Origin of the sequence: Nonomuraea muscovyensis, assembly GCF_014207745.1 — a bacterium.
GTDB classification, from domain to species: domain Bacteria; phylum Actinomycetota; class Actinomycetes; order Streptosporangiales; family Streptosporangiaceae; genus Nonomuraea; species Nonomuraea muscovyensis.
On the sequence record NZ_JACHJB010000004.1, the window covers coordinates 416,063 to 438,749 of the forward strand.

The following is a 22,687-nucleotide window of genomic DNA, read 5'->3' on the forward strand; positions in this document are numbered from 1 at the left end:
CGGCCGCGGCTCCTGCAACGGGCCCCGTGTGGTCAGCGGTCGCCGGACCGGGCCGTCAGGTCTTCTCCAGGTATTCGGCCCGCTCGTCCGCCAGCAGCCGGTCGATCTCCGCCCGCAGCCCCTCGTGCGCCACCAGCTCCGGATCGCCGGCCAGCAGCAGCGCCGCCTCCTCCCGGGCCGCCTCGATCACGTCCTCGTCGCGCAGCAGTTGCAACAGCTTCAGCGACGACCGCTTGCCCGACTGGGCGGCGCCGAGCACGTCGCCCTCGCGCCGCTGCTCCAGGTCCACCCGCGACAGCTCGAACCCGTCGAGCGTCGAGGCCACCGCTTCGAGCCGGGCGCGCGCCGGGGTGCCCTCGGGGAAGTCGGACACCAGCAGGCACAGCCCCGGCAGCCCGCCCCGGCCGACCCGGCCGCGGAGCTGGTGGAGCTGGGAGACCCCGAACCGGTCGGCGTCCATGATGACCATGACGGAGGAGTTGGGCACGTCGACGCCCACCTCGATCACGGTCGTCGCCACCAGCACGTCGAGCTCGCCCTTGGTGAACGCCCGCATGACCGCGTCCTTCTCCTCCGGTGGCAGCTTGCCGTGCAGGACGCCGAGGCGCAGGCCGTGCAGCGGCCCTTCGGACAGCAGCTCGGCCACGTCGAGGACGGCCAGCGGCGGCCGGCGCTCGTCGTCGGCGGGAGGCTGGTCAGCCGACGCCCGCAGGTCGCCCTCGTCGCCCTCCAGGTCACCGATGCGGGGACAGACGATGTAGGCCTGCCGGCCCAGGCCGACCTCCTCGCGCACCCGCTCCCAGGTGCGATCCAGGAAGTGGGGCTTCTCGGCGGCGGGCACCACGTGGGTGGTGATCGGAGCACGCCCGGAGGGCAGCTGCGACAGCGTGGAGACCTCCAGGTCGCCGAAGACGGTCATGGCGACCGTGCGCGGGATCGGCGTGGCGGTCATGACGAGCACGTGGGGCCGCCCGCCGCCGGCCTTCTCGCGCAGGGCGTCGCGCTGCTCGACGCCGAAGCGGTGCTGCTCGTCGACCACGACGAGACCCAGATCGGCGAACTGGACGTGCTCCTGCAGCAGGGCGTGCGTGCCCACGACGATGCCGGCCGTGCCGGAGGCCGCGTCGAGCAGGGCGGAGCGGCGGGCGGCGGCCCCCATGGAGCCGGTGAGCAACGTGACGGCGGTGCCGCCGAACATGCCGCCCTGCGCCAGGTCGCCCAGCATGGTGGTGATCGAGCGGTGGTGCTGCTGGGCGAGCACCTCGGTGGGGGCCAGCAGCACGGCCTGGCCGCCCGCGTCGACCACCTGGAGCATCGCGCGCAGCGCGACCACGGTCTTGCCCGCGCCGACCTCACCCTGCAGCAACCGGTGCATGGGGTGCTCGCGGGCGAGGTCGTCGGCGATCTCCTCGCCGACGAGCGCCTGCCCCTCGGTCAGCGCGAACGGCAGGCGGGTGTCGAAGTCGGCCAGCAGCCCGTCGCCGCGGCGCGGACGCGCCTTGGCGGGCCAGGCGACCGCCGCCTGCCTGCGCTGCAGCAGCACGGCCTGCAGCACGAACGCCTCGTCGAACTTCAGCCGCTGCCTGGCCCGGTGCACGTCGGCGAAGTCCTTCGGGCGGTGGATCGCGATCAGCGCCTCGCCGAGGTCCTGCAGGCCGTGGCGCACGCGCAGGTCGCCGGGGAGGGGATCGTGGAGCGGCCCGAGCGTGTCGAGCACCACGCCGACCGCCCGCCGGATCACCCAGGGCGTGAGGTCCTTGCCGGCGGGGTAGATCGGCACCGGCGCGGCCGAGAACTCCTCGGCGCTGGCCTCGCTCTCCTCGAACAGCTCGAACTCGGGGTGCGCGAGCTGCCACCGGGGGTGGGCGCGCGCGCCGAACAGCCCCACCTTGCCGGCGAACATGCCGCGCCGCCCCGGCTTGAGCCGCGCCTCGGCGACGTGGGAGCCCTTGCCGAAGAACGCCAGGTAGATCTTGTTGCGGGCGCCGTCGACGACCTCGACCTCCAGCCAGGTGCCGCCGCGGTTGCGCATGGGCTTGCGCATGAGCCTGCTCACCTCGCCCACCACGGTGACGTGCTCGTCGACCTCCAGCGCGTCGAGCGAGGTCAGCTCGCCGCGCTCGGCGTAGCGGCGTGGGTAGTGGCGCAGCAGGTCGCCGACCGTCTCCAGGCCGAGCACGCTGTGCAGCAACTTGGCGGTCTTCGGGTCGAGCGCCTTGGTCAGCGGCTCGTCGAAACGGCTCACGGCTCTATGTTCTACCGCCTGCGACCGACAGGAACCACGCGCCGCCTCACTCCACGCCGATGAGCAGCGGGTAGCCGCCCTGCTCCCCGTCGTAGACCACGAGGTCGGCGTCGGGCCGTGTCCTGCCCAGGTGGTGTTCGAGCCGTACGGCCAGCTCGGCCGGCGCGTCCACCCCCGTCACCAGCGTCACGAGCTCGCCGCCGCCCGCCAGCATCCGGTCGACCACCGCCTCGGCCACCTCGTCGAGCCGCGCGCCGATCACCGCGACGTCGCCGTCGATCAGGCCCAGCACGTCGCCGGGACGGCACGGCCCGGCGCTGGTGACGGCCTCCCTGTCGGCCACCACGACGTGCCCGTGCCGGGTGTGCCCGGCCGCGTCGGTCATCGCGACCACGTCGTCGTCGAAGCGGCGCAGCGGGTCGTGGACGGCCAGCGCCGCCAGCCCCTGCACGGTGGCCCTGGTCGGGAGCACGCTGACCACGGCCCCGTCCTCGCGGGCGATCTCCGCCGCGGCGACCGCGACGGCCCGGGCGCCCTCGTCGTTGGGCAGCACGGCCACCTCGCCGCCCGCCTGCCTGATCGCGGCCAGCATGTCGGGCAGGGAGGGGCTGGTGCCGGGCGCCCGCCGCACCACGACCGCGCCGCACTCCTCGAACAGCGCCGCGATGCCGTCGCCGGCCGCCACCGCCACCACTCCCCTGCCGGCGCCGCCGCGGTGGGTCCGCTCGGCCAGGTAGGTGATGCGGATCCGGTGCGGACGGCCCACGCGCAGCGCCGCCTCGACGGCGGGGCCGGCCTCGTCCACGTGGACGTGCACGTTCCACAGCCCGTCGCCGCCCACCACGACCAGCGAGTCGCCCATCTCGTCGAGCTCGCGGCGCAGCCCGGCCACGGCCGGGTCGTCGGCGTCGAGCAGGTACATCACCTCGTACCCGGCGCCCACCTCGCTCATCGGCGCCACCCGGCCGGTCGGCGCCGGCACCTCGAAGCGCTCGCTGGTGGCACCGGTGACCACGGCCACCAGGGACTCCAGGATGATGGCCAGCCCGGCGCCGCCCGCGTCCACGACGCCGCTGCGCGCCAGCACGTCGAGCTGCTCGGGGGTGCGCCGCAGCGCCGAGCGGGCCGCGCCGGCCGCCCGCCGGGCGACCTCGGCCAGCCCGCCGTCACAGTCCTGTACGGCCCGCGCCACCGCGCCGAGCACGCTCAGCACCGTGCCCTCGACGGGTCTGGCCACCGCCTCCCGGGCCAGCGACGCCGCCCTGGCGAGCCCGGCGCGCAGGTCGGCGCCGTCCTTCAGCACGTCGGCGAGCCCGCGCAGCGCCTGGCTGACGATGACCCCCGAGTTGCCCCTGGCGCCGACCAGCGCGCCGTACGAGAGCGTCTGCCACACCACCGACGCCTCCACGTCGTCGGGCAGCGCCTCGACGGCCTCGGCGGCGGACAGCATGGTGAGGTGGAGGTTGGTGCCGGTGTCGCCGTCGGCGACGGGGAAGACGTTGAGCGCGTCGATCTCGGCGCGGGCCCGCCCGAGCGCGTCGGCGGCCAGACGTATCCAGCGGCGTACCCCGGACGGGTCGAGAACCTCCATGCGCGACGTTCCAACCTCCCGGGTGCGCTACCGTTAGCGAGGAGAATATCTCCGCATCCGTCCGAGTCCAGTGCTCGAGTTCGCACCGAGGGGTGTGGATCGGATATCCTCGGCTGGCTAGCCGGTTGTCCCGGCATGCCCTCCGCCCGACAGCATCAAGCGGACTGGGCTACATCGACTGTTAAAAGGAGCGATACCGTGGCTGCCGTCTGCGATGTCTGCCGCAAGGGGCCGATCTTCGGCAACAACGTGTCCCACTCCCACCGCCGCACCCGCCGTCGTTGGAACCCCAACATTCAGACGGTTCGCGCGGTCGTCGGCGGCACGCCGAAGAAGCTCAACGTCTGCACCTCGTGCATCAAGGCGGGCAAGGTCACCCGCTAGTTCGACTTCCGTACGAAGGCCCGCCGCCCGTGACTCACGGGCGGCGGGCCTTCGTCGTGCCCGGCGGCTCAGCGCCAGCGCCAGGCGTGGTCCACGGGGCCGATGCCGTCACCCAGCGGGAAGCCCTGCCGGATCGCGCCCGTCACGTACTCCTTGGCCCTGCCCACCGCGCCCGGCACGTCCTCCCCCAGCGCCAGGTACGACGCGACGGCGGAGGCGAGGGTGCAGCCGGTGCCGTGGGTGTGGCGGTTGTCGAGCCGCTCGGCGGCGAACCGGTGCTCGCTCGTGCCGTCCGTCAGCAGGTCAACCGGCTCGCCCGGCAGATGGCCGCCCTTGATCAGCGCCCACGCCGGCCCCAGTTCCAGCACGGCGTCGGCGGCGCGGCGCAGGTCGTCCTCGCCCTCGACCTTCACGCCGGTGAGCTGCTCCACCTCCCACAGGTTGGGGGTGACGACGGTGGCGAGGGGCAGCAGCCGGGTCTTGACCGTCTCGACGGCCTCGGGGGCGAGCAGCGGGTCTCCATGCTTGGACACCCCCACGGGGTCGACCACCAGCGGCGCCCCGTACGCGCCGAGCGACTCGGCCACGACCTCGACGAGCCGGGGCGAGGCCAGCATGCCGGTCTTGACGGCCTGCGCGCCGATGTCGCCCAGCACGGAGTCGAGCTGCGCGCGCACCGCCTCGGGCGGCAGTTCCCAGTAGCCCTGGACGCCCAGGGAGTTCTGGGCCGTCACCGCGGCGATGACGCTCATGCCGTGCACGCCGAGCGCGAGCATGGTCTTGAGATCAGCCTGGATGCCCGCCCCGCCGCCGGAGTCGGATCCGGCGACGGTGAGCACGCGAGGAGGGGTCAAAGCGGTCATGTACCCCATCCAACCATTCAGCTGACGGCGCAATCCCCACCGATCAGCCCACAGTTGGCCGGCGGGGCTGCCTTGCCCGTCGCGGAGAAGGTGACCGTGGCCGACCGGCCCGCCTCCAGCGAGCCCTTCATGTCGATGATCAACAGGTCGCCGTCCTGCGACCACTCGGCGCCCTGCACCTTCAGGACGCGCCCCTCGACCGGCAGGGACAGGGTGGGCGACCGCAGCGTCTCCGCGGAGGCGTTGACGACGTCCACCTGCGCCGTGTAGGCGGTCACGTTCTGGCGGACGACGTCGAAGTCGACGTTCACCGTCTGCCCGCCGCCCTGCGCCGGGGCGGTGACGGTGCCGGTCGGCAGCGGGGCGGCGGTCGTGCCGTCGGTCGGCCGGCCTCCGGGGTCGATGATCGTCGTGACCTCGTCGGTGGGCGTCTCGGCCGGAGTGCTCTCCTCGAAGGTCGTCGGGAACGGGTCCACCGTCGGCTTGGCCGTCGCCTTCTTCGTCCGGGTCGGCTTGGGCTCCGGCGAGCTGGTACGGCGGGGCGCCGGCCCGGTGGCCGTGGCCCGCGGCGTCGGGGTGTCGGACGGCGCGGCTTCCTCGGTGGGCTCCTCGGTGGGTTCCTCGGCCTCCTCTTCCCCCTCCGCCGGTGCGTCGGCTTCACCGGCGGGCGAGGAGGCGAGCGGCTGGTTGGAGCCCTGCACGGCGGCGCAGGTGGCGCCCTGGCACTGCTCGGGCCCGCCGGAGCCGCTCATCAGCTTCACCCCGGCGACGGTGCCGCCGAGCACGACGACCACGGCGGCGACGGAGAGCAGCGCGAGCCGTCCCCTGCGCCCGCCGTTCGGGGCGTCGATCCTGCCGTCGTCGCCCTCGCCGGGAGGCGGCTTGCGGCGCCCGCGCCGGCGCGAGACCGGCTCCTCCTCGCCCTTCGGCTCGTCGGACGACCAGCCGGAGCCGAGGAAGCCGTTGTCGCGTTCGGACCATTCCGGCGCTGGGGCGTCGACCATCGTGGGACTGCCGTACACCTTGATGTCACCGGGCTCGGGCGGTCCGGCGGGAGCCTGGAGCACCTGGGTGCCTTCGGCGCCGTCCGGGCCGTACGGAGCCCCGTGGCCGTCGACGGGTCCCGCCGGGCCGGGTGCGCCGAACGGGTCCGCTCCGGGCGGCGCGGCCGGCCGCCCGAAGCCCTGGGTGCCGGTGTCGCCGAAGGCCGGCTGCGGGCCCGTGTCGCCGAACGCGCCGGCTCCCGGCGCCGCCGTGGAGGGCCCGAAGACGTGGGTGTCGGACGGCTCCGGCACTCCGGGACGTCCGGCGGCCGGGAACGGGCCGGAGCCGCCGCCGAAGGGATCGGCCGGACGGGGGCCGTCGAAGGCGGGCGGGCCGCCGAAGGCCTGGGTGCTCTCCGAGACCTCACCGGCCCCGGGGGTGTCCCACTCGGGCGGTCGCGTGAACGCGCCCGTCGTCTCGAACGGCTGCTCGGCCGGTGGTACGGCGGGGCTGTCGGCGCGGGGCGGCGGCGGGGCGAAGGCCCCGGTCGTCTCGAAGGGGTCGGGCTGCGACTGGCGGATCGTCTCGCCGGGGTCGCGCTTGGGCATGGGCGCCCACTGGCCCGTCACCTCGGCCCGGTCCGGGAGCTCCGGCCAGCCGGGCGGCTCGGCCCGCTGCTCGTCCACCTTGTCCCAGAAGGAGCTCTTGGCGGTCGGGTCCGGCACGGCGGCCCACTGCGCGGCGCGGTCGGCGTTGATCCCGAGGTCCCCCTCCGGAGAGTCGTCGGATCTGCCGTTCCCCCGTTCGTTCGCGTCGTCGGATCCACCTGTGCCGTGGCGGCCCATTTGGCTGCCCTTTCTGCCGGTTACCGATGGCCGCCAATCTTCATAACACCTTTGCTACGCCTTTGTCACAGCAATCCCGTGAGTCAAACCTCATATAGGCAAAAATGTCCGCAATCCGGAACAAGCGGTCACCGAAAGTGATCCCATCCGCCCTGAACCGCGGACCGTCCTCGTACGTACACTCCTTCGCCCGCCACGACCCGCCCCACGACCTGCCACGACGGCGGCAACGCCACGTCCGGCGGGAACGTCGCAGCTAGTGCGTGGTCATCACCCCCCGTGAGCACCCAGTCGAGCGGATCGGCCCCGAGCTCCTTCGCGGCGGCGGCCACCGGCTCGCCCACGGTGAAGGCGGCGGGATCCAGCTCGATCCGCACCCCGCTCGCCTTCGCGACGTGCCCGAGGTCCTGCAGCAGCCCGTCGCTCACGTCCAGCATCGCGCCGGCTCCGAGCCGGGCCGCCTCGGGACCGCACCGGTACGGCGGGCGCGGACGCCGATGCGCCGCCACGGCCTCCCCCAGCGCCGACCCCTCCTCGACGGGAGCCTGCCCGTAGCGGCCCGCCTCCAGCAGCGCGAGCCCGGCGGCGGCGTGTCCCAGCCGCCCGGCCACGGCGACCACCTGCCCCGGCCGGGCCCCGGACCGGGTCACCGGCGCGCTCCCGCCCAGGTCGCCCAGCGCCGTCACGCCGAGAACCACCAGGTCGCACCCGGTGACGTCGCCCCCGGCCACGCTCGCCCCCACCTCGGCGCACTCGTCGCGGAACCCGTCGGTCAGCGCGTCGAGCCAGTCGACCGGCAGGTCCGCCGGCATCCCCAGCCCGATCACGAGGCAGGTCGGCACCGCCCCCATCGCGGCCACGTCGGCGAGGTTCTGGGCGGCGGCCTTGCGGCCGACGTCGTAGCCGCTGGACCAATCGCGACGAAAGTGCCTACCCTCGATCAGGAGGTCCGTCGACACCACGACACGCCCGTCGGGCGCGCTGACCATCGCGGCGTCGTCTCCGGGGCCGAGTAGAACAGCCGCACTCTGGGGTAGACGTCCGGAAATCCGACCCACCGCTCCGAATTCGCCTAGATCACCTACTCTGATGACACACCTCCTGACCCTCTCAGGGTACGGTGGCCCTTCGGCGTGATCCAATCGCCCGGGAGGACGTAATGGTGCAGGCCTACATCCTTATTCAGACCGAGGTGGGCAAGGCCGCGAGCGTGGCCCACGAGATCTCCGGCATTCAGGGGGTCACACAGGCGGAGGACGTCACGGGACCCTATGACGTCATCGTCCGCGCTGAGGCCCACAACGTCGACGAGCTGGGCAAGCTCGTCGTCGCCCAGATTCAGGCGGTGGAAGGGATCACACGTACCCTGACGTGCCCGATCGTCCATATCTGAGGTAGATCTTTCGTATGCGTGCCGCTGCCGTCCCGCTGCTCCTGCTCGTGCTCGCCGGGTGCGGTGCCGTTCACGTGGAGCCGCCCGCCCCCCAGGGCGAGGCGGCTGCGGCGTGCGACCGGCTCGCGCCGTTGCTGCCGCGGACGCTCGACGGCGCGGACCGGACCACGTCCACGCCCGAGTCGCCGTACGTCGCCGTGTGGGGCGAGGCGGAGATCGCGCTGCGCTGCGGCGTGCCCCGGCCGCCCCGGATGGCCCCCACCGACCAGGTGCAGGAGATCAACGGGGTGGGCTGGTTCGCCGATCCCGACAAGCCGGCCCTGTACACCGCGATCCAGGCCCCCCTCTACGTCGAGGTGACCGTCGCGGGCACGCACACCCCCGGCCGGGTGCTCACCGAGCTCTCGGAGCCGATCGGGCAGGTGTCAGCGCAGACCCGCTGACCGGTGCAGCGCGAGCTGGACGAGCCGGTCGACCAGGGCGGGATAGGACAGCCCGGACGCCGCCCACAACTGCGGCGCCACCGACAGCGAGGTGAACCCGGGCATCGTGTTGATCTCGTTGAGGACCAACTCGCCCTCGGGCGTGTAGAAGAAGTCGACCCGGGCCAGCCCCTCGCACTCCAGCGCCTCGAACGCCCGCACCGCCATCGCCCGTAGTTCCTCGGCCACCTCGGCCGGCAGGTCGGCGGGCACGGTGAGCGACATCTGGTCGGGGTAGTACTTGGCCTCGAAGTCGAAGAACTCCTGCCCGCCCTCGACCTTCACCTCGCCGGGCATCGACGCGCCGGGCGGCTCGTCGCCGAGCGACTCCAGCACCGCGCACTCGATCTCGCGACCGGGGATCGCCGCCTCGATGAGGACCTTGGGGTCGTGTCGCCGGGCGAACTCGACCGCCTCCTCCAGCGCCGCGCGGTCGTTCGCCTTGGAGATGCCCTGCGACGACCCCGCCCGCGCCGGCTTGACGAACACCGGCCAGCCGAGCGCCTCGGCCTCCTTGAGCACTCTCTCCCGCTCCAGCCGCCAGTCGCGGTCGCGCACCACCACGTAGCGCCCGACGGGCAGCCCGGCCGCCGCCATGACGGTCTTCATGTACGCCTTGTCCATGCCGACCGCGCTGGCCAGCACGCCGGAGCCCACGTAGCGCACCCCGGCCATCTCCAGCAGCCCCTGGATGGTGCCGTCCTCGGCGAACGGCCCGTGCATCACGGGGAACACCACGTCGACCGAGCCCAGCTCGACCGGGATGCTGCCCGGGTCGTAGGCGACCAGCGTGCCCTGGCCCGAGGGCAGCGCGAGCGCCGCGCCGGACGTGTCGACCGCGGGCAGCTCACCCTGCTCGATGGCGAACCGCTGGTCGGACGCCCCGAGCACCCACCTGCCGTCCTGGGCGATCCCGATGGGGATCACCTCGTACTTGCTCTTGTCGATCGCCTCCAGCACGCTGCCCGCGCCCATCAGGGAGACGGCGTGCTCGGAGTTGCGACCACCGAAAACGACGGCGACGCGTGGCTTGCTCATGAGGTCCGAATCTACCGGCGTGTCCCTCCTACAGCGAGTCAAGGCCGGGCGTGGTGTCCGCAATGGTCGTTCGGCCCGGGCCTGACCGGAGCGGTCAGACGCCGTACCGCTCGGGTTTCGGCGACCGCGACATGAGCAGCATCCCCGCCTCGGTCGGCGACATGCCGTCGTGCACGACGCCCACGACCACCTCGGTGATCGGCATCTCGACGTCGTGCTTCCTGGCCAGCTCCAGCACGGACTCGCAGGACTTGACGCCCTCGGCGGTCTGCCGGGTGGCGGCGATCACCTCGGCCAGCGTCATGCCACGGCCGAGGCGCTCGCCGAACGTGCGGTTGCGCGACAGCGGCGAGGTGCAGGTGGCCACGAGGTCGCCCATGCCGGCCAGCCCGGCGAAGGTGTGCGGGTCGGCGCCGAGCGCCGCGCCCAGCCGGGAGATCTCGGCCAGTCCCCGGGTCATGAGCATGGCGGAGACGTTGTCGCCCATGCCCATGCCCACGGACACGCCCACGGCCAGCGCGATGACGTTCTTGACGGCGCCGCCGAGCTCGACGCCCACGACGTCGGGGTTGGTGTAGGGCCGAAACCACGGCGGCAGGTGGCAGGCCTCCTGCAGCCGGGCGGCCACGCTCTCGTCCACGCAGGCCACGACCGTCGCGGCGGGCTGGCGCTGGGCGATCTCCTTGGCCAGGTTGGGCCCGGAGACGACCGCGACCCGCTCCTCGGGCACGCCCGCCACCTCGCGGATGACCTCGCTCATCCGCTTGGTGGTGCCGAGCTCGACGCCCTTCATCAGGCTGACCAGCACGGCCTCGCGCGGGAGGTGCTCGCGCCAGGCGGCCAGGTTGGCCCGTAGCGACTGAGAGGGCACGGCCAGCACCACGAAGTCGGCCCCCTCCAGCGCCTCGGCGGGATCGGTCGTGGCGCGCAGGGACGGGGGCAGCGCCACGCCCGGCAGGTAGTCGAGGTTGGTGTGGGTGCGGTCGATCGCCTCGACCAGCTCCGGCCGGCGTCCCCACAGCGTGGTGCGGGTGCCGGCCTCGGCCAGGATCATGGCGAACGTGGTGCCCCACGATCCGGTGCCGAACACGGCGGCCTTGGTCATCGGGTCACCGTCCGGCCGGGTCGTAGGGGTTCTCGGGCGCCTTCTCGCCGCGCAGCTCGGCGAGCTGCGCGGTGATGGCGGCCATGATGTCGGCGGTCGCCTCGCGCAGCACGCCGGCGTGCGGCGGCTGGCCCGCGTACGTCGACAGGTCGACCTGCGGCCCCACCGACACGCGGAACGTCTTGCGGGGGAACAGCCGCGGCCGCTTCTCCCCGTAGGGCAGCAGCTCGTGCGCCCCCCAGTGGGCGACCGGGATCACCGGGGCGCCGCTCTCCAGCGCGAGCCTGGCGGCGCCGGTCTTGCCGACCATCGGCCACAGGGCGGGGTCGCGGGTGCAGGTGCCCTCCGGGTAGAAGAGGATCGCCCCGCCGTCCTTGAGCCGCTGCGCCGACTCGTGCAGCGACCTGGCCGCGTCGCTGCTGCCGCGGTAGACCGGGATGGCGCACAGCGAGCGCACCGCGTGACCCAGCAGGGGCACCTTGAACAGCGCCGACTTGGCCAGGACGACCGGCCAGCGGCCGTTGTTGTACAGGAAGTGCGCCAGCAGCACCGGATCGGACCACGACAGGTGGTTGGCGGCGATGATGATCCCGCCCTCGCGCGGGATCCGCTCTCCGTGGCGCCAGTCCCTCTTGACCAGGAGCAGCGACAACGGCTTCACGATCACCACGGCCAGGCTCTCCCAGAAACGCGATGGTCGCGTGAGGCGCCTCATGCTCTCCTCCAAGCCGAACGGTGTGCGCCCCAAGTCTCCCGGTTGGTCGCCGGGGATGTCGAGGCGCGATGCTTACCCTATGAGCAACCGCTGGTCACTGGTCATCCCGGTGAAGACACTGGTCGCCGCGAAGACCCGGCTGGCCGCCGCGACGGGTCCGCACCGCACGCGGCTGGCCGTCGCGGTCGCCTGCGACACCGTCTCGGCGGCGCTCTCCTGCCCCGTGGTGGAGCGGGTAATCGTGGTGACCGCCGACCCGGCCGCCGCGGGGCCGCTCGCGGCGCTGGGCGCCGAGGTGGTGCCCGACCCGGACCGGGGGCTCAACACCGCGCTGCGCACGGGCGCCGCGCACGCGGCGCGGCTCGCGCCCGGTTCCCCGGTGGGCGCGCTGCAGGCCGACCTGCCCGCGCTGCGCCCGGCGGAGCTGGCCGTCGTGCTGGCCTCCGCCGCCGAGTTCGACCAGGCGTTCGTGCCCGACGCGCTCGACGTCGGCACGACGTTCTACGGGGTACGGCCGGGCGTGCCGTTCACGCCGCGGTTCGGCGGGGAGTCGCGGGCCAGGCACCTGGCCGGCGGCGCGAAGGAGCTGTGCCCGGACGGGATCGAGTCGGTCCGGCGGGACGTGGACACCCCCGACGACCTGCGCGCCGCCAGGGCACTCGGCCTCGGCCCGCACACCGCCGCCGTGGTCGAGGAGCTGTGGCCCGCGCCGTGACCTCGCCCGCCGGGGGCGATCGGTTTACGCTGGTGTCCGTGCAGGCCACGGTGCGCAGCTTCGACGAGACCACCCGATCGGGCACGGTCTTCCTCGACGACGGAACGGTGCTGGCCTTCGGCGCGCCCGCCTTCGACGCGGGGCCGCTGCGGCTGCTCCGGCAGGGCCAGCGGGTGCGCCTGGTGACGAGCGGCGGCGAGATCACCTACATCACGCTGTCGACGTTCGCCGTGCCGCCGGAGTGACGTCGCCCCACATGCGTGAAGCCCGGCTCCCCAGATGTGCGGAGCCGGGCGCTTGCGCTGTCGTTACTTCTTCTTCGCGGCCTTCTTGCCGCCGGCGTTGACCAGTTCCTTGAAGTCGGAGCCCGGACGGAACTTGGGCCCCCAGCTTTCCTGAACCTTGATCTCCGCCCCCGTCGACGGGTTCCTGGCCGAGCGAGCCGGCTTGTGAACCATCTCGAACGCGCCGAAGCCCGTGATCGAGACCTTGTCCCCGCTGGCTACCGCCTTCTGGACGACATCGATGATCGCGTTGACGGCTTCGGTGGCCGTGCGCCGGTCGCCGACCCGCTCTACGATGGCGTCAACGAGCTCTCGCTTGTTCATATACGTTGTGCTCCCCCCGTTACGGCTCGGGGTTCCAGCTCACGAAGCTAAGACGTAGAAACCCCTTACTCTCCCGAAACTAAGCCTGATTGCGGGCGAACTCAATCACCCGGCGTGCTTTCAGCTGCGCGTGGCGTGTCGAAATCGCCGTCCAGCGAGGCCAGGAGGGCCTCCAGCCGGGCCGCGGCCCGCGCGGGATCGCGCTTGGCGAGGTCGCAGATTGCCAGGTATCTACGGGCATATCGTGCTTTGTCGGCGCTGGTGAGCGCGCGAACGCGGCGGTGCGCCTCGCGCAGCCGCCGCGCCAGCTCGTCGTCTTCTAGACGGTCGTCGGCAGCCATGGCTGCCGACCATTCTCGTACACCGCCACCTCGTCGGCGTGACGCAGGGTCAGTCCGATGTCGTCGAGGCCCTCCATCAGGCGCCAGCGGGTGTAGTCGTCGATCTCGAAGCCCACGGCCTCGTCCGCCCAGCGGACCTCGCGTCCGGCCAGGTCGACGGTCACCCGCAGCGACGGGTCGGCCTCGACGGCGGCCTGCAGGGCCTCCACCTTCTCGCCCGGCAGGACGACCGGCAGCAGGCCCATCTTGGTGGAGTTGTTGCGGAAGATGTCGCCGAACCGTGCGGCCACGACCACGCGGAAGCCGTACTGCTGCAGGGCCCAGACGGCGTGCTCGCGCGAGGAGCCGGTGCCGAAGTCGGGGCCGGAGACGAGGATCGAGGCGCCCTGGTACACCGGGTCGTTCAGCACGAACGCCGGGTCCTCGCGCCAGGCGGCGAACAGGCCCCTCTCGAAGCCGGTGCGGCTGACCTGCTTGAGCCACACGGCCGGGATGATCTGGTCGGTGTCGACGTTGCTGCGGCGCAGCGGCACCGCCGTACCGGTGTGGGTGGTGAAAGCGTCCATGGTCGGGATCTCCTAGAGGTCGGCATAGGGAGGCGCGTCGGTGAGGCGGCCTGGCCGCCTCACCGAGACCGCGCTAGAGGTCCGCCGGGGCGGTGAGGCGGCCGGTGACCGCGGTCGCGGCGGCGACCTGCGGCGACACCAGGTGGGTGCGACCGCCCTTGCCCTGGCGGCCCTCGAAGTTGCGGTTGGAGGTGGAGGCGCTGCGCTCGCCCGGCTGGAGGGTGTCGGGGTTCATGCCGAGGCACATCGAGCAGCCGGCCTCGCGCCACTCGGCTCCGGCCTCCTTGAACACCTCGTGCAGCCCCTCCTGCTCGGCCTGCAGCTTGACCAGCATCGAGCCCGGCACGATGAGCGTGCGGGTCCTGACCGTGCGGCCGCGCAGGATCTCGGCGGCCGAGCGCAGGTCCTCGATGCGGCCGTTGGTGCACGAGCCGACGAACACCGTGTCGACCTCGATCTCGCGCAGCGGCGTGCCGGCGGTCAGGCCCATGTACTCCAGGGCGCGCTCGGCGGCCGAGCGCTCGATCGGGTCGGCGAAGCTCTCCGGCTCCGGCACGGCCGCGCCCAGCGGCAGGCCCTGCCCCGGGTTGGTGCCCCAGGTGACGTACGGGGTGAGCGTCGAGGCGTCGATCTCGACGACCTTGTCGAAGACGGCGTCGTCGTCGGTGCGCAGCGTCTCCCAGTAGGCGACGGCCTGGTCCCACAGCTCGCCGGACGGCGCGTGCGCGCGGCCCTTCAGGTAGGCGAACGTGGTCTCGTCGGGGGCGATCAGGCCGGCCCGGGCGCCCGCCTCGATCGACATGTTGCACACCGTCATCCGGCCCTCCATGGAGAGCTTGCGGATGGCCTCGCCGCGGTACTCGACGATGTAGCCCTGGCCGCCACCGGTGCCGATCTTGGCGATGATGGCCAGGATCAGGTCCTTGGCCGTGACGCCCACGGGCAGCTCGCCCGACACCTCGATGGCCATGGTCTTCGGCCGGTAGGCCGGCAGCGTCTGCGTGGCCAGCACGTGCTCGACCTCGGAGGTGCCGATGCCGAACGCGATGCCGCCGAAGGCGCCGTGGGTGGAGGTGTGGGAGTCTCCGCAGACGATCGTCATGCCGGGCTGGGTGAGCCCGAACTGCGGGCCGATGATGTGCACCACGCCCTGGCCGGCGTCGCCCATCGGGTGCAACCGGATGCCGAACTCCGCGGCGTTCTTGCGCAGCGTCTCGACCTGGGTCTTGGAGACCGGGTCGGCGATGGGTCCGAGCACGGTCGGCACGTTGTGGTCCTCGGTCGCGATCGTGAGATCGGGCCTGCGCACCTTACGGCCGGCGAGCCGGAGCCCGTCGAACGCCTGCGGGCTGGTCACCTCGTGGATGAGGTGCAGGTCGATGTAGAGCAGGTCGGGCTCGCCGTCGGCGCGGCGCACGACGTGCTGCTCCCAGACCTTCTCCGCCAGTGTGCGGCCCATGATCTCCTCCTGTTCGATGCGATGCACCGCATCGCGGCTCGCTCGCTCAGACCCGGTCTCGTGCCTCGCGGCCCCGGCGGCCACGCCCCCTGCGCCCCTCGGCCCGCGGACCGGCCCGACTTGCCTTCTCATATGTCGAGACGGCAGTATCGGTCTATGGACAACTCTAGCGGAGTCGGAGTACTCGACAAGGCCGTTCTGGTGCTCAACGCCCTCGAAGCCGGCCCGGCGTCGCTGGCACAGCTCGTTCAGGCCACCGGATTGGCCCGCCCCACCGCGCATCGGCTGGCCGTCGCGCTTGAGCACCACCGCATTGTGAGCCGTGACACACAGGGCAGGTTCGTCCTCGGCCCGCGCCTTTCGGAGTTGTCCACGGCCGCCGGCGAGGACCGCCTGCTGGCCGTCGCCGCGCCGGTGCTGATGCAGTTGCGCGACCTGACCGGCGAGAGCGCGCAACTCTACCGGCGCCAGGGTGACGAGCGGGTCTGCGTGGCGGCGGCCGAACGCACCAGCGGCCTGCGTGACACCGTGCCCGTCGGCTCGGCGCTGCCCATGACGGCGGGTTCGGCGGCGCAGATATTGCTGGCCTGGGAGGAGCCCGACCGGCTGCACCGGGGGCTGCGCGGGGCCAAGTTCACCGCCGCGACCCTGGCCTCCGTACGGCGCCGGGGATGGGCGCACAGCGTGGGCGAGCGCGAGCAGGGCGTGGCGAGCGTGTCGGCCCCGATCCGGGGCAGCGGCGGCAAGGTGATCGCGGCCGTGTCGGTGTCGGGCCCGATCGAACGGCTCACCAGGGCGCCCGGCCGGCTGCACGCGGTGCCGGTGATGGCGGCCGCCGAACGCATCACCGAGTCGATGCGCCGCACGTCATGATCAGCCAAACCACGTATTTGGGGAGCCGAGTGCCTCGCGGGCGCACTAGCCTGAGTGCGTGACAGACCGCATCGAGGTAGCCGCCACTGAGCTGCGACCCCTGCTCGAAGAGTTCATCATGTGGGCGCGCGCCAACGCGCCCGACAGTGACCCCGAGCTCGTGGGGCCGGCAGCTCTGTGGCACCGTCTCGCCTTCTCCCAGGATCTCGGCACGTGGAAGCGCGCCGACCTGCGAAATCTGCTGCTCGACCGCATGCCCAAGGTGGTGGAGGACCCCGACTCCGCCGCCGACGGCATGCTCCCGGCCGTCGACGCCTACCTGACGTTCCTGTCCCAGACCGGCAGGCTCGCCACGGGCTCCGACTCGCTCGCCGAGCTGCAGGCGGAGCTCGACGATGTGGAGGACGAGTTCGTCGAGCTGATGGAGGACCTCCTCGACGACACCGAGGGCGACGACGAGGACGAGGACGAGACCGGCGACCTCGGAGACTTCGAGCCGTTCGCCGACGAGCTGGCCGACCTGCCCACGATCCGGCTGCGCCCCGACACCGAGCTGGCCGCCGCCGCCCGGGAGGTGCCGCTGATCGCCAAGGCCCGTGACCTGGCCCTGTGGGTCGGCTCGGGGCGCCGAGTGGGCGAGGACACGCTGCTGTCCGACGCGGAGGTCGAGGAGGCGCTGACCGCCATCGGGCTGCCCAGGCCGCAGACCGACGGCCCGCTCGCCGAGGCCGTCCCCATGCTGTGGAACATCTGGAACCTCGCCGTGGACCTCGAGTTCCTGGAGCCGGGCGACGGCGACACGGTGGCGGTGCAGGACGACACCTCCGAGTGGCCGTTCGACGACGACGAGGACGTGCTCGAGGCCTGGATGCTCGGCCTGCACTCGGTCGACTACGGCGACCCCGAGCTGGCCGACGACGACCTCGCCATGGCGCTGGCGGGGCTCACCCGCGGCCTGCTGGTCCGGCTGTTGCTGGCCGGCGGCACCCGCGACCTCGACGGGCTGCGCCAGGAGCTGGCCGAGGCGGCCGCCGACCTCGACGAGCTGGGCGCCGACGCCTGGGAGGCCGCCGGAGACCCGCTGACCCCGGTCATCGACTGGCTGGTCGGCTACGGCATGATCACCGTCGAGGGCGCCGCGATCGTCGACGGCGTGGCGACCGGCGGCACGCTCGCCCTGACGCCGCTCGGCACCGAAGGCGTCGTCCACCTGGTCGACGACGCCGACATCGAGGTGGACGCCCGTCCCGCCATCGAGTCGATGAGCGCCCACGAGCTGCTGGCCCTCAGCGCGGAGCTGCCGGAGGAGGAGGCCGACGCCGAGTTCGCCGCCTGGATGCGGCTGCGCGAGCCCGGCCGGGCCGCCGAGGAACTCCTGGAGGCCGCGGCCGAGGACGAGAGCGACGCCCTCATCCGGGTGCAGGCCGCCAGCGTGGTGGGCACCCTCGGCGAGGCCGCCGTCCCGGCCTGGCAGGAGGCGCTCAAGCAGGCGTCGCTGCGGCCGTACGCCGCCACCCACCTGAGCCAGCTCGGCGTGGAGGGCGCGCCCGAGCCGACCCAGGACGACACCCACTGGCTCATCCTCGACATGTGGACCATCTCGGCCGGTCTGGGCCGGGCGGAGTTCGTGGGCAGCCTGCGCGACATCGGGCCGGAGCTGCTCAACAGCCTCCTCGAGGTGATCTGGAAGATCCCGCACGCGCATGTGGAGGAGCTGCTGGACCTCATCTCGCAGGTCCACCCGGACAAGCAGGTGGCCAAGGCGGCCCGCCGCGCGCTGTTCAAGGCCCGCTCCCAGACGTGACGTGACCCACGGGCCCCGCCCTGGGTCGTCGGCCGGGGGCGGGCCGTCCCGGCCCTCAGGAGGCCCGTCCGCCCATCACCGGCGGCGGGTCGCCGTGCGGCATCGTGGCGGGGCTCAGACGAACAGGTCGTCGACCGATGCGACCGTGACCGCCCGGCGGACCCACGCCCGGACCTGGTCGAGGTCCGCGCAGGAGGTGATGCGGGCCCTGTCGTCGTCGTTCACGGCCAGCCCACGCGCGTCCAGGACGGTGAGCAGCGCCTCGACCTCCCCTTCGACCCGCCCCTCCTCCCTGCCTTCGGCTTTTCCTTCGGCCTTACCTTCGGCCTTTCCTTCGGCCTTGCCCTTGCCGAAGTGCTCACGAGCGAAGGGGCTGTAGACCGGCCACGCAGTGGACGACATGATCTCCTCCAGGAACCGTTTCGCGGCTGTCGAGGCCAGGCGGTATGCGTATTCATAGTACTGCGGAGCGTGTTCGCCGCCCACCTTCGTCAACGCGGCGACGAACGCCTCGAGGACGGGCGGCTGATCGCCGTGCACCATGACGGACACCGTGGCCAGTTCCATGCAGTCAGCGGCCTGTACGGGGTCGGTGATGGCCGGGATCTGCTCCGGGCCGAGAACCAACGGGCTGAGCGTGAAGCCGGACAGATCGGTGACGATCGGCTCGCCGGCCCAGGTCGCGAGCCGGCCGGTGGGACAGACGACGAGCACCACGACCGGACAGCTGAGCCGCAGCCAGAGCGCCGCCGCGTAGCGAGGCCAGGCGAGACGTTTGTCGTCGTCGGAAGCGAGCTGGACCTCGACGACGACAGCGAGGTCGGGGCTTTTCGGAGGACCCACGGTGATCACCGTGTCCGCGTAGAAGTCACGCGAGGAACGGTCGTTGAATTCTCCTGAGGAGACCTCGACATAGCTGTCTGTCGAGAGGGTGGGGTCGTACAGCCGTTGGAGGATCTCCACGGCGAAGGCCGGGCGGCTTCTGAAGAGCGCGTTCAGCGTGTCATGCACGGGGGATGGCATGTCACGTGACGTTAGCATTCATGTGCGGATAGTGATGAAGCTTCCGCAGAAGTCATCTGGCCACCGATACGCCGGGGGGAGAAAAGCGAAAACGCCCCGGGCACAAGAGGCATCCGGGGCGTTCGAGAAGGCTGTGTAGTCCCGACCGGATTCGAACCGGCGCTACCGCCTTGAGAGGGCGGCGTCCTGGGCCACTAGACGACGGGACCTTCGCGATGACTTGTGTGACTGTGGTAGTCCCGACCGGATTCGAACCGGCGCTACCGCCTTGAGAGGGCGGCGTCCTGGGCCACTAGACGACGGGACCGTGTCCCACAAGTGATCGTTGCCGGGCCTCCCCGGCAACGGAGGTAACTCTACCGCACCCCGAGGAGCACAACCAAACCGTCGCCGGCTCGGCAGATCGGGGCCTGTGGCGGCGGACCCGGTCGCCCGCGGGCCGCCTTCCCACCGCCGGCCCGGCCGACCGGCCGGCGGTCCTCAGTGAGCCATGGCGGGCGGGGACGACACCGGGGCGACGTCCGGAATTCGCCCATAAACAAAAAGCGGATGTCTCTGTGAGACATCCGCTACATGCTGGGGTACCAGGACTCGAACCTAGACTAACTGAACCAGAATCAGTCGTGCTGCCAATTACACCATACCCCACCGGATCGAGCCCCTGCTGGGGCGCGTTCTGGCGACGTCCGAAAGAATAGCCCAGCTTGGCCGCCACCACCAAAACGATTGCCGGCAAGCGCCCGGCGCGGGTTCGGTCGTGCCAAGCTGAGGGGGACAAAACCCCACGTGGAGGAGCCCGACCGTTGGCCGAGAACCCGTTGTTCGCCCCCAGCAGCCTGCCCTACCAGCTGCCGCCCTTCGCGGAGATCCGCGAGGAGCACTACCTGCCCGCCTTCGAGAGGGGCATGGCCGAGCAGCTGGCCGAGGTCGAGGCGATCACGGGGAGCGACGAGCCGCCCACGTTCGACAACACGATCGCCGCGCTGGAGCGGTCCGGGCGCGTCCTGCAGCGCACGGCCACGGCGTTCTTCAGCGTCGTGGCGTCCGACTCGACGGACGGCGTCATGGAGATCGAGAAGCGGATCTCCCCGGAGCTGACCCGCCACAGCGACGCGATCCGGCTCAACCGGGCGCTGTGGGCGCGCATCAAGCAGGTGACCACCGAGGACCCGGAGGAGGCGTGGCTGCTGGAGAAGTACCGCGACGACTTCGTCCGGGCGGGCGCCGACCTGTCGGAGGAGGAGCAGGCACGGCTGCGGGAGCTGAACGAGGAGCTGTCGCGGCTGTCCACCGAGTTCGCCCAGAACCTGCTCAAGGCCTCGAACGACTCGGCCCTGGTGGTCGAGGACGCCAAGGAGCTCGACGGGTTCGACGAGGCCCGGATCGCCTCGCTGGAGCGCGACGGCCGGTACGTCCTGCCGCTGCTGAACTTCACCAACCAGCCGGGCCTTGCCCAGCTCACCGACCGTGACGTGCGCCGCAGGCTCTACACGCTGAGTGTGGAGCGCGCGCCGCAGAACTTCGGGCTGGCCGTGCGGATCGCCGGGCTGCGCGCGGAGCGGGCCGGCCTGCTGGGCTTCCCCAACCACGCCGCCTACCGGGTCGCCGACCAGACGGCCAAGACCGTCGAGGCGGTCGAGGAGATGCTGGGCCAGCTCGTCGGCCCGGCGGTGCGCAACGCCCGCAAGGAGGCCGAGGCGCTGGCCGAGCAGGCGGGGTTCGCGATCGAGCCGTGGGACTGGTCCTTCTACTCCGAGAAGGTGCGCCAGGCCCGCTACGACTTCGACGCCTCGGCGATGCGCCCGTACTTCGAGCTCGACCGTGTCTTCCGCGACGGCATCTTCCACGCGGCGACCAAGCTGTACGGCATCACGTTCGGCGAGCGACCGGACCTGCGCGGCTACCACGAGGACGTGCGGGTCTTCGAGGTGTTCAACGAGGACGGCAGCGCGCTCGGCCTCTTCGGGCTCGACCCGTACGCGCGGCCGGGCAAGCGCGGCGGCGCGTGGATGAACAACCTGGTGGACCAGTCGTTCCTGTTCGGCGAGAAGCCGGTGGTGCTGAACAACCTCAACATCACCAAGCCGGCCGCCGGTCCGACGCTGCTCACCTACGACGAGGTCAACACGGCCTTCCACGAGTTCGGGCACGCGCTGCACGGCCTGTTCTCCGAGGTGCGCTTCCCGCGTGTCTCGGGCACCAGCGTGCCGCGCGACTTCGTCGAGTACCCGTCGCAGGTCAACGAGATGTGGGCGACCTGGCCCGAGGTGCTGGCCAACTACGCCAGGCATCACGAGACGGGCGAGCCGATGCCGGCCGAGCTGGTCGAGAAGATGCAGGCGGCGGAGAAGTTCAACCAGGGCTTCATGACCGTCGAGTATCTGGCCGCCACCCTGCTCGACTGGGCCTGGCACAAGCTGGCCCCGGGCGAGGACGTCGCCGACGCCGAGGCGTTCGAGCAGAAGGCCCTGGAAGCGGCTGAGATCGCCTTCCCGCTCGTCCGGCCGCGCTACCGGACCAACTACTTCGCCCACATCTTCTCGGGCGGCTACAGCGCCGGCTACTACTCCTACATCTGGAGCGAGGTGCTCGACGCCGAGAGCGTGGAGTGGTTCAAGGAGAACGGCGGGCTGAAGCGCGAGAACGGCGACCATTTCCGGCGGACGCTGCTGTCGAGGGGCGGCAGCCTCGACCCGCTGGCCGCCTTCCGCGACTTCCGCGGGCGTGAGCCGTCCATCCAGCCGCTGCTGGAGCGCCGCGGCCTGGTCTGACCCAGCCGCCCGGCGCCGTGGCGGGGTGCGTCATCGCATCCCGCCGCGGCGACCGGTCACAGGAACGCCTCGGCGTGCTCCTCCGCCCACTGCCGGAAGGTGCGCGGCGGGCGGCCGATGACCTGCTCGACGGTCGGCGTCACCCGGTAGGCGCCCTCGGGCACCTCGCCGAAGGCCTCGATCTGGAAAGCGATCATCTCCTCGGGCACGCCCTGCGCGCGGTAGCGCTCGCGCATCTGCTCGACGGCGAGCTCCACGTACGCGATCTCCCGGCCGAGCGCCTCGCCGAGGACGCGCACCTTGGCGGGCATGTCGAGCAGCTCGGGCCCGGTCAGCCCGTACGACCGGCCGGCGTGGCCGTCCTCGGTGAGCGCAGTGGCGATGACGGCGCCGATGTCGGCCTCGTGCACCATCGCCGTCCTGGTCGCGCCGAACGGCTCCTCGACCACTCCCCCGGCCCGCACCGACTCCGTCCACGCCAGGGCGTTCGCCATGAACTCGGTGGGCTGCACGTACGTCCACTCCAGGTCGCCGCCCGTCACGGCGGGCTCCAGCGTGCCCGGCGCCCAGCCGCTGAGCAGCGTCACCCGGCGCACGCCCGACCGGGCGAGCAGGTCGGCGATCTCCTGGCCGTTGGGCAGGGGCGCGTAGTTCGCGCCGCCCACGTCGATGAGGTGGACACCGGTGACTCCGTCGAGGGCGGGCGCGAGGGTCTCGGTCCTGCCGAGATCGCCGCGCACCACCTGGACGCCTTCGGGCAGGGCCGCTCGGGCGGGGTCGCGGGTGAGCGCGCGAACCGGGTGACCGGCCCGCAGCAGCTCATCCACCACGTGCCTGCCGACGGAACCGGTCGCGCCTGTCACGAGATAGGTCATGCGGCCG

Annotated in this window: 22 protein-coding genes and 3 tRNA genes; 8 read left to right on the forward strand and 17 right to left on the reverse strand. The window is 72.1% G+C overall.

Annotated elements, in window-relative coordinates:
- Window positions 1-55 precede the first annotated feature (55 nt).
- Window positions 56-2,245, reverse strand: a complete 2,190-nt coding sequence (recG, locus tag FHU36_RS39705; protein ID WP_185089260.1) for an ATP-dependent DNA helicase RecG — start codon at window positions 2,243-2,245, stop codon at window positions 56-58.
- Between the two features lie 46 nt (window positions 2,246-2,291).
- On the reverse strand, window positions 2,292-3,836 hold the full coding sequence (locus tag FHU36_RS39710) for a fatty acid kinase ATP-binding subunit FakA (RefSeq protein WP_185089261.1): 1,545 nt from the start codon (window positions 3,834-3,836) through the stop codon (window positions 2,292-2,294).
- Window positions 3,837-4,034: 198 nt separating this feature from the next.
- On the opposite strand from FHU36_RS39710, the gene rpmB reads away from it, so the two are divergent.
- Window positions 4,035-4,220, forward strand: a complete 186-nt coding sequence (rpmB, locus tag FHU36_RS39715) for a 50S ribosomal protein L28 (RefSeq protein ID WP_101787934.1) — start codon at window positions 4,035-4,037, stop codon at window positions 4,218-4,220.
- Window positions 4,221-4,288: 68 nt separating this feature from the next.
- Here rpmB and thiD read toward each other — a convergent pair whose 3' ends face one another.
- From thiD to FHU36_RS39730, 3 genes are all read right to left on the reverse strand, one after another.
- Window positions 4,289-5,092: a bifunctional hydroxymethylpyrimidine kinase/phosphomethylpyrimidine kinase gene (thiD, locus tag FHU36_RS39720; protein WP_185089262.1), complete on the reverse strand. Its 804-nt coding sequence runs from the start codon at window positions 5,090-5,092 to the stop codon at window positions 4,289-4,291.
- Window positions 5,093-5,100: 8 nt separating this feature from the next.
- On the reverse strand, window positions 5,101-6,912 hold the full coding sequence (locus FHU36_RS39725) for a hypothetical protein (RefSeq protein ID WP_185089263.1): 1,812 nt from the start codon (window positions 6,910-6,912) through the stop codon (window positions 5,101-5,103).
- 128 nt (window positions 6,913-7,040) lie between these two features.
- Window positions 7,041-8,003: a thiamine-phosphate kinase gene (locus FHU36_RS39730; RefSeq protein ID WP_185089717.1), complete on the reverse strand. Its 963-nt coding sequence runs from the start codon at window positions 8,001-8,003 to the stop codon at window positions 7,041-7,043.
- 68 nt (window positions 8,004-8,071) lie between these two features.
- Between FHU36_RS39730 and FHU36_RS39735 the strand changes: the two genes are divergently transcribed.
- Window positions 8,072-8,305 (forward strand): Lrp/AsnC family transcriptional regulator, encoded by a 234-nt coding sequence (locus FHU36_RS39735; protein WP_101787931.1) that lies wholly within the window; start codon window positions 8,072-8,074, stop codon window positions 8,303-8,305.
- A 14-nt stretch (window positions 8,306-8,319) separates the two neighbouring features.
- Window positions 8,320-8,748 carry a DUF3515 domain-containing protein gene (locus FHU36_RS39740; protein WP_185089264.1) on the forward strand — a complete coding sequence of 143 codons (429 nt, stop codon included), beginning with the start codon at window positions 8,320-8,322 and terminating at the stop codon, window positions 8,746-8,748.
- Here the strand turns inward: FHU36_RS39740 and FHU36_RS39745 are convergent.
- The 3 genes from FHU36_RS39745 to FHU36_RS39755 all read right to left on the reverse strand — a co-directional run bounded on the left by FHU36_RS39745 (window position 8,731) and on the right by FHU36_RS39755 (window position 11,645).
- A complete protein-coding gene (locus FHU36_RS39745) occupies window positions 8,731-9,825 on the reverse strand; it encodes a D-alanine--D-alanine ligase family protein (RefSeq protein ID WP_185089265.1) in 1,095 nt (364 codons plus the stop codon). The genes FHU36_RS39740 and FHU36_RS39745 overlap by 18 nt on opposite strands.
- 94 nt (window positions 9,826-9,919) lie before the next feature.
- Complete coding sequence (locus FHU36_RS39750; protein ID WP_185089266.1) at window positions 9,920-10,930, reverse strand: NAD(P)H-dependent glycerol-3-phosphate dehydrogenase; 1,011 nt, start codon at window positions 10,928-10,930, stop codon at window positions 9,920-9,922.
- Between the two features lie 4 nt (window positions 10,931-10,934).
- Window positions 10,935-11,645, reverse strand: coding sequence for a lysophospholipid acyltransferase family protein (locus FHU36_RS39755; RefSeq protein WP_185089267.1), 711 nt, complete (start codon window positions 11,643-11,645; stop codon window positions 10,935-10,937).
- A 79-nt stretch (window positions 11,646-11,724) separates the two neighbouring features.
- On the opposite strand from FHU36_RS39755, the gene cofC reads away from it, so the two are divergent.
- Window positions 11,725-12,360: a 2-phospho-L-lactate guanylyltransferase gene (gene cofC / locus FHU36_RS39760; protein WP_185089268.1), complete on the forward strand. Its 636-nt coding sequence runs from the start codon at window positions 11,725-11,727 to the stop codon at window positions 12,358-12,360.
- Between the two features lie 38 nt (window positions 12,361-12,398).
- Entirely contained in the window at window positions 12,399-12,605 is a 207-nt protein-coding gene (locus tag FHU36_RS39765; protein WP_185089269.1) for a hypothetical protein, read from the forward strand.
- A 63-nt stretch (window positions 12,606-12,668) separates the two neighbouring features.
- Here the strand turns inward: FHU36_RS39765 and FHU36_RS39770 are convergent, their stop codons facing one another.
- The 4 genes from FHU36_RS39770 to leuC form a co-directional block, all read right to left on the reverse strand.
- Complete coding sequence (locus FHU36_RS39770) at window positions 12,669-12,968, reverse strand: HU family DNA-binding protein (protein ID WP_185089270.1); 300 nt, start codon at window positions 12,966-12,968, stop codon at window positions 12,669-12,671.
- Window positions 12,969-13,069: 101 nt separating this feature from the next.
- The gene (locus FHU36_RS39775) at window positions 13,070-13,309 is read right to left on the reverse strand and encodes an SCO5555 family protein (protein ID WP_185089271.1); all 240 of its coding nucleotides are present in this window, start codon (window positions 13,307-13,309) and stop codon (window positions 13,070-13,072) included.
- Window positions 13,288-13,875, reverse strand: coding sequence for a 3-isopropylmalate dehydratase small subunit (gene leuD, locus FHU36_RS39780; RefSeq protein ID WP_185089272.1), 588 nt, complete (start codon window positions 13,873-13,875; stop codon window positions 13,288-13,290). Before leuD ends, FHU36_RS39775 begins: the two co-directional genes overlap by 22 nt.
- Before the next feature lie 73 nt (window positions 13,876-13,948).
- Window positions 13,949-15,334, reverse strand: coding sequence for a 3-isopropylmalate dehydratase large subunit (gene leuC / locus FHU36_RS39785; RefSeq protein ID WP_185089273.1), 1,386 nt, complete (start codon window positions 15,332-15,334; stop codon window positions 13,949-13,951).
- Between the two features lie 156 nt (window positions 15,335-15,490).
- Here leuC and FHU36_RS39790 point away from each other — a divergent pair, with 156 nt between their 5' ends.
- Window positions 15,491-16,207: an IclR family transcriptional regulator gene (locus FHU36_RS39790; protein WP_185089274.1), complete on the forward strand. Its 717-nt coding sequence runs from the start codon at window positions 15,491-15,493 to the stop codon at window positions 16,205-16,207.
- Window positions 16,208-16,265: 58 nt separating this feature from the next.
- The gene (locus tag FHU36_RS39795; protein ID WP_185089275.1) at window positions 16,266-18,011 is read left to right on the forward strand and encodes a hypothetical protein; all 1,746 of its coding nucleotides are present in this window, start codon (window positions 16,266-16,268) and stop codon (window positions 18,009-18,011) included.
- A 114-nt stretch (window positions 18,012-18,125) separates the two neighbouring features.
- Here FHU36_RS39795 and FHU36_RS39800 read toward each other — a convergent pair whose 3' ends face one another.
- The 4 genes from FHU36_RS39800 to FHU36_RS39815 all read right to left on the reverse strand — a co-directional run bounded on the left by FHU36_RS39800 (window position 18,126) and on the right by FHU36_RS39815 (window position 19,682).
- Window positions 18,126-19,034 (reverse strand): RpnC/YadD family protein, encoded by a 909-nt coding sequence (locus FHU36_RS39800; protein ID WP_246503236.1) that lies wholly within the window; start codon window positions 19,032-19,034, stop codon window positions 18,126-18,128.
- A 136-nt stretch (window positions 19,035-19,170) separates the two neighbouring features.
- Window positions 19,171-19,243: transfer RNA gene (locus tag FHU36_RS39805), tRNA-Glu, on the reverse strand.
- A 22-nt stretch (window positions 19,244-19,265) separates the two neighbouring features.
- Window positions 19,266-19,341: transfer RNA gene (locus FHU36_RS39810), tRNA-Glu, on the reverse strand.
- Window positions 19,342-19,610: 269 nt separating this feature from the next.
- Window positions 19,611-19,682 (reverse strand) — tRNA-Gln (locus FHU36_RS39815).
- Window positions 19,683-19,837: 155 nt separating this feature from the next.
- On the opposite strand from FHU36_RS39815, the gene FHU36_RS39820 reads away from it, so the two are divergent.
- A complete protein-coding gene (locus tag FHU36_RS39820; protein WP_185089276.1) occupies window positions 19,838-21,805 on the forward strand; it encodes a M3 family metallopeptidase in 1,968 nt (655 codons plus the stop codon).
- A gap of 56 nt (window positions 21,806-21,861) precedes the next feature.
- Here the strand turns inward: FHU36_RS39820 and FHU36_RS39825 are convergent, their stop codons facing one another.
- Window positions 21,862-22,680 carry an NAD(P)H-binding protein gene (locus FHU36_RS39825; RefSeq protein ID WP_185089277.1) on the reverse strand — a complete coding sequence of 273 codons (819 nt, stop codon included), beginning with the start codon at window positions 22,678-22,680 and terminating at the stop codon, window positions 21,862-21,864.
- Between the last annotated feature and the right edge of the window lie 7 nt (window positions 22,681-22,687).

Coding starts and splice junctions, on each gene's coding strand:
- thiD (WP_185089262.1), bottom strand. CDS start 5,092: ATGGGGTACATGACCGCTTTGACCCCTCCTCGCGTGCTCACCGTCGCC.
- FHU36_RS39710 (WP_185089261.1), bottom strand. CDS start 3,836: ATGGAGGTTCTCGACCCGTCCGGGGTACGCCGCTGGATACGTCTGGCC.
- FHU36_RS39755 (WP_185089267.1), bottom strand. CDS start 11,645: ATGAGGCGCCTCACGCGACCATCGCGTTTCTGGGAGAGCCTGGCCGTG.
- FHU36_RS39770 (WP_185089270.1), bottom strand. CDS start 12,968: ATGAACAAGCGAGAGCTCGTTGACGCCATCGTAGAGCGGGTCGGCGAC.
- leuC (WP_185089273.1), bottom strand. CDS start 15,334: ATGGGCCGCACACTGGCGGAGAAGGTCTGGGAGCAGCACGTCGTGCGC.
- leuD (WP_185089272.1), bottom strand. CDS start 13,875: ATGGACGCTTTCACCACCCACACCGGTACGGCGGTGCCGCTGCGCCGC.
- FHU36_RS39775 (WP_185089271.1), bottom strand. CDS start 13,309: ATGGCTGCCGACGACCGTCTAGAAGACGACGAGCTGGCGCGGCGGCTG.
- FHU36_RS39745 (WP_185089265.1), bottom strand. CDS start 9,825: ATGAGCAAGCCACGCGTCGCCGTCGTTTTCGGTGGTCGCAACTCCGAG.
- FHU36_RS39825 (WP_185089277.1), bottom strand. CDS start 22,680: ATGACCTATCTCGTGACAGGCGCGACCGGTTCCGTCGGCAGGCACGTG.
- FHU36_RS39800 (WP_246503236.1), bottom strand. CDS start 19,034: ATGCCATCCCCCGTGCATGACACGCTGAACGCGCTCTTCAGAAGCCGC.
- FHU36_RS39735 (WP_101787931.1), top strand. CDS start 8,072: ATGGTGCAGGCCTACATCCTTATTCAGACCGAGGTGGGCAAGGCCGCG.
- FHU36_RS39790 (WP_185089274.1), top strand. CDS start 15,491: ATGGACAACTCTAGCGGAGTCGGAGTACTCGACAAGGCCGTTCTGGTG.
- FHU36_RS39725 (WP_185089263.1), bottom strand. CDS start 6,912: ATGGGCCGCCACGGCACAGGTGGATCCGACGACGCGAACGAACGGGGG.
- FHU36_RS39740 (WP_185089264.1), top strand. CDS start 8,320: ATGCGTGCCGCTGCCGTCCCGCTGCTCCTGCTCGTGCTCGCCGGGTGC.
- FHU36_RS39750 (WP_185089266.1), bottom strand. CDS start 10,930: ATGACCAAGGCCGCCGTGTTCGGCACCGGATCGTGGGGCACCACGTTC.
- cofC (WP_185089268.1), top strand. CDS start 11,725: ATGAGCAACCGCTGGTCACTGGTCATCCCGGTGAAGACACTGGTCGCC.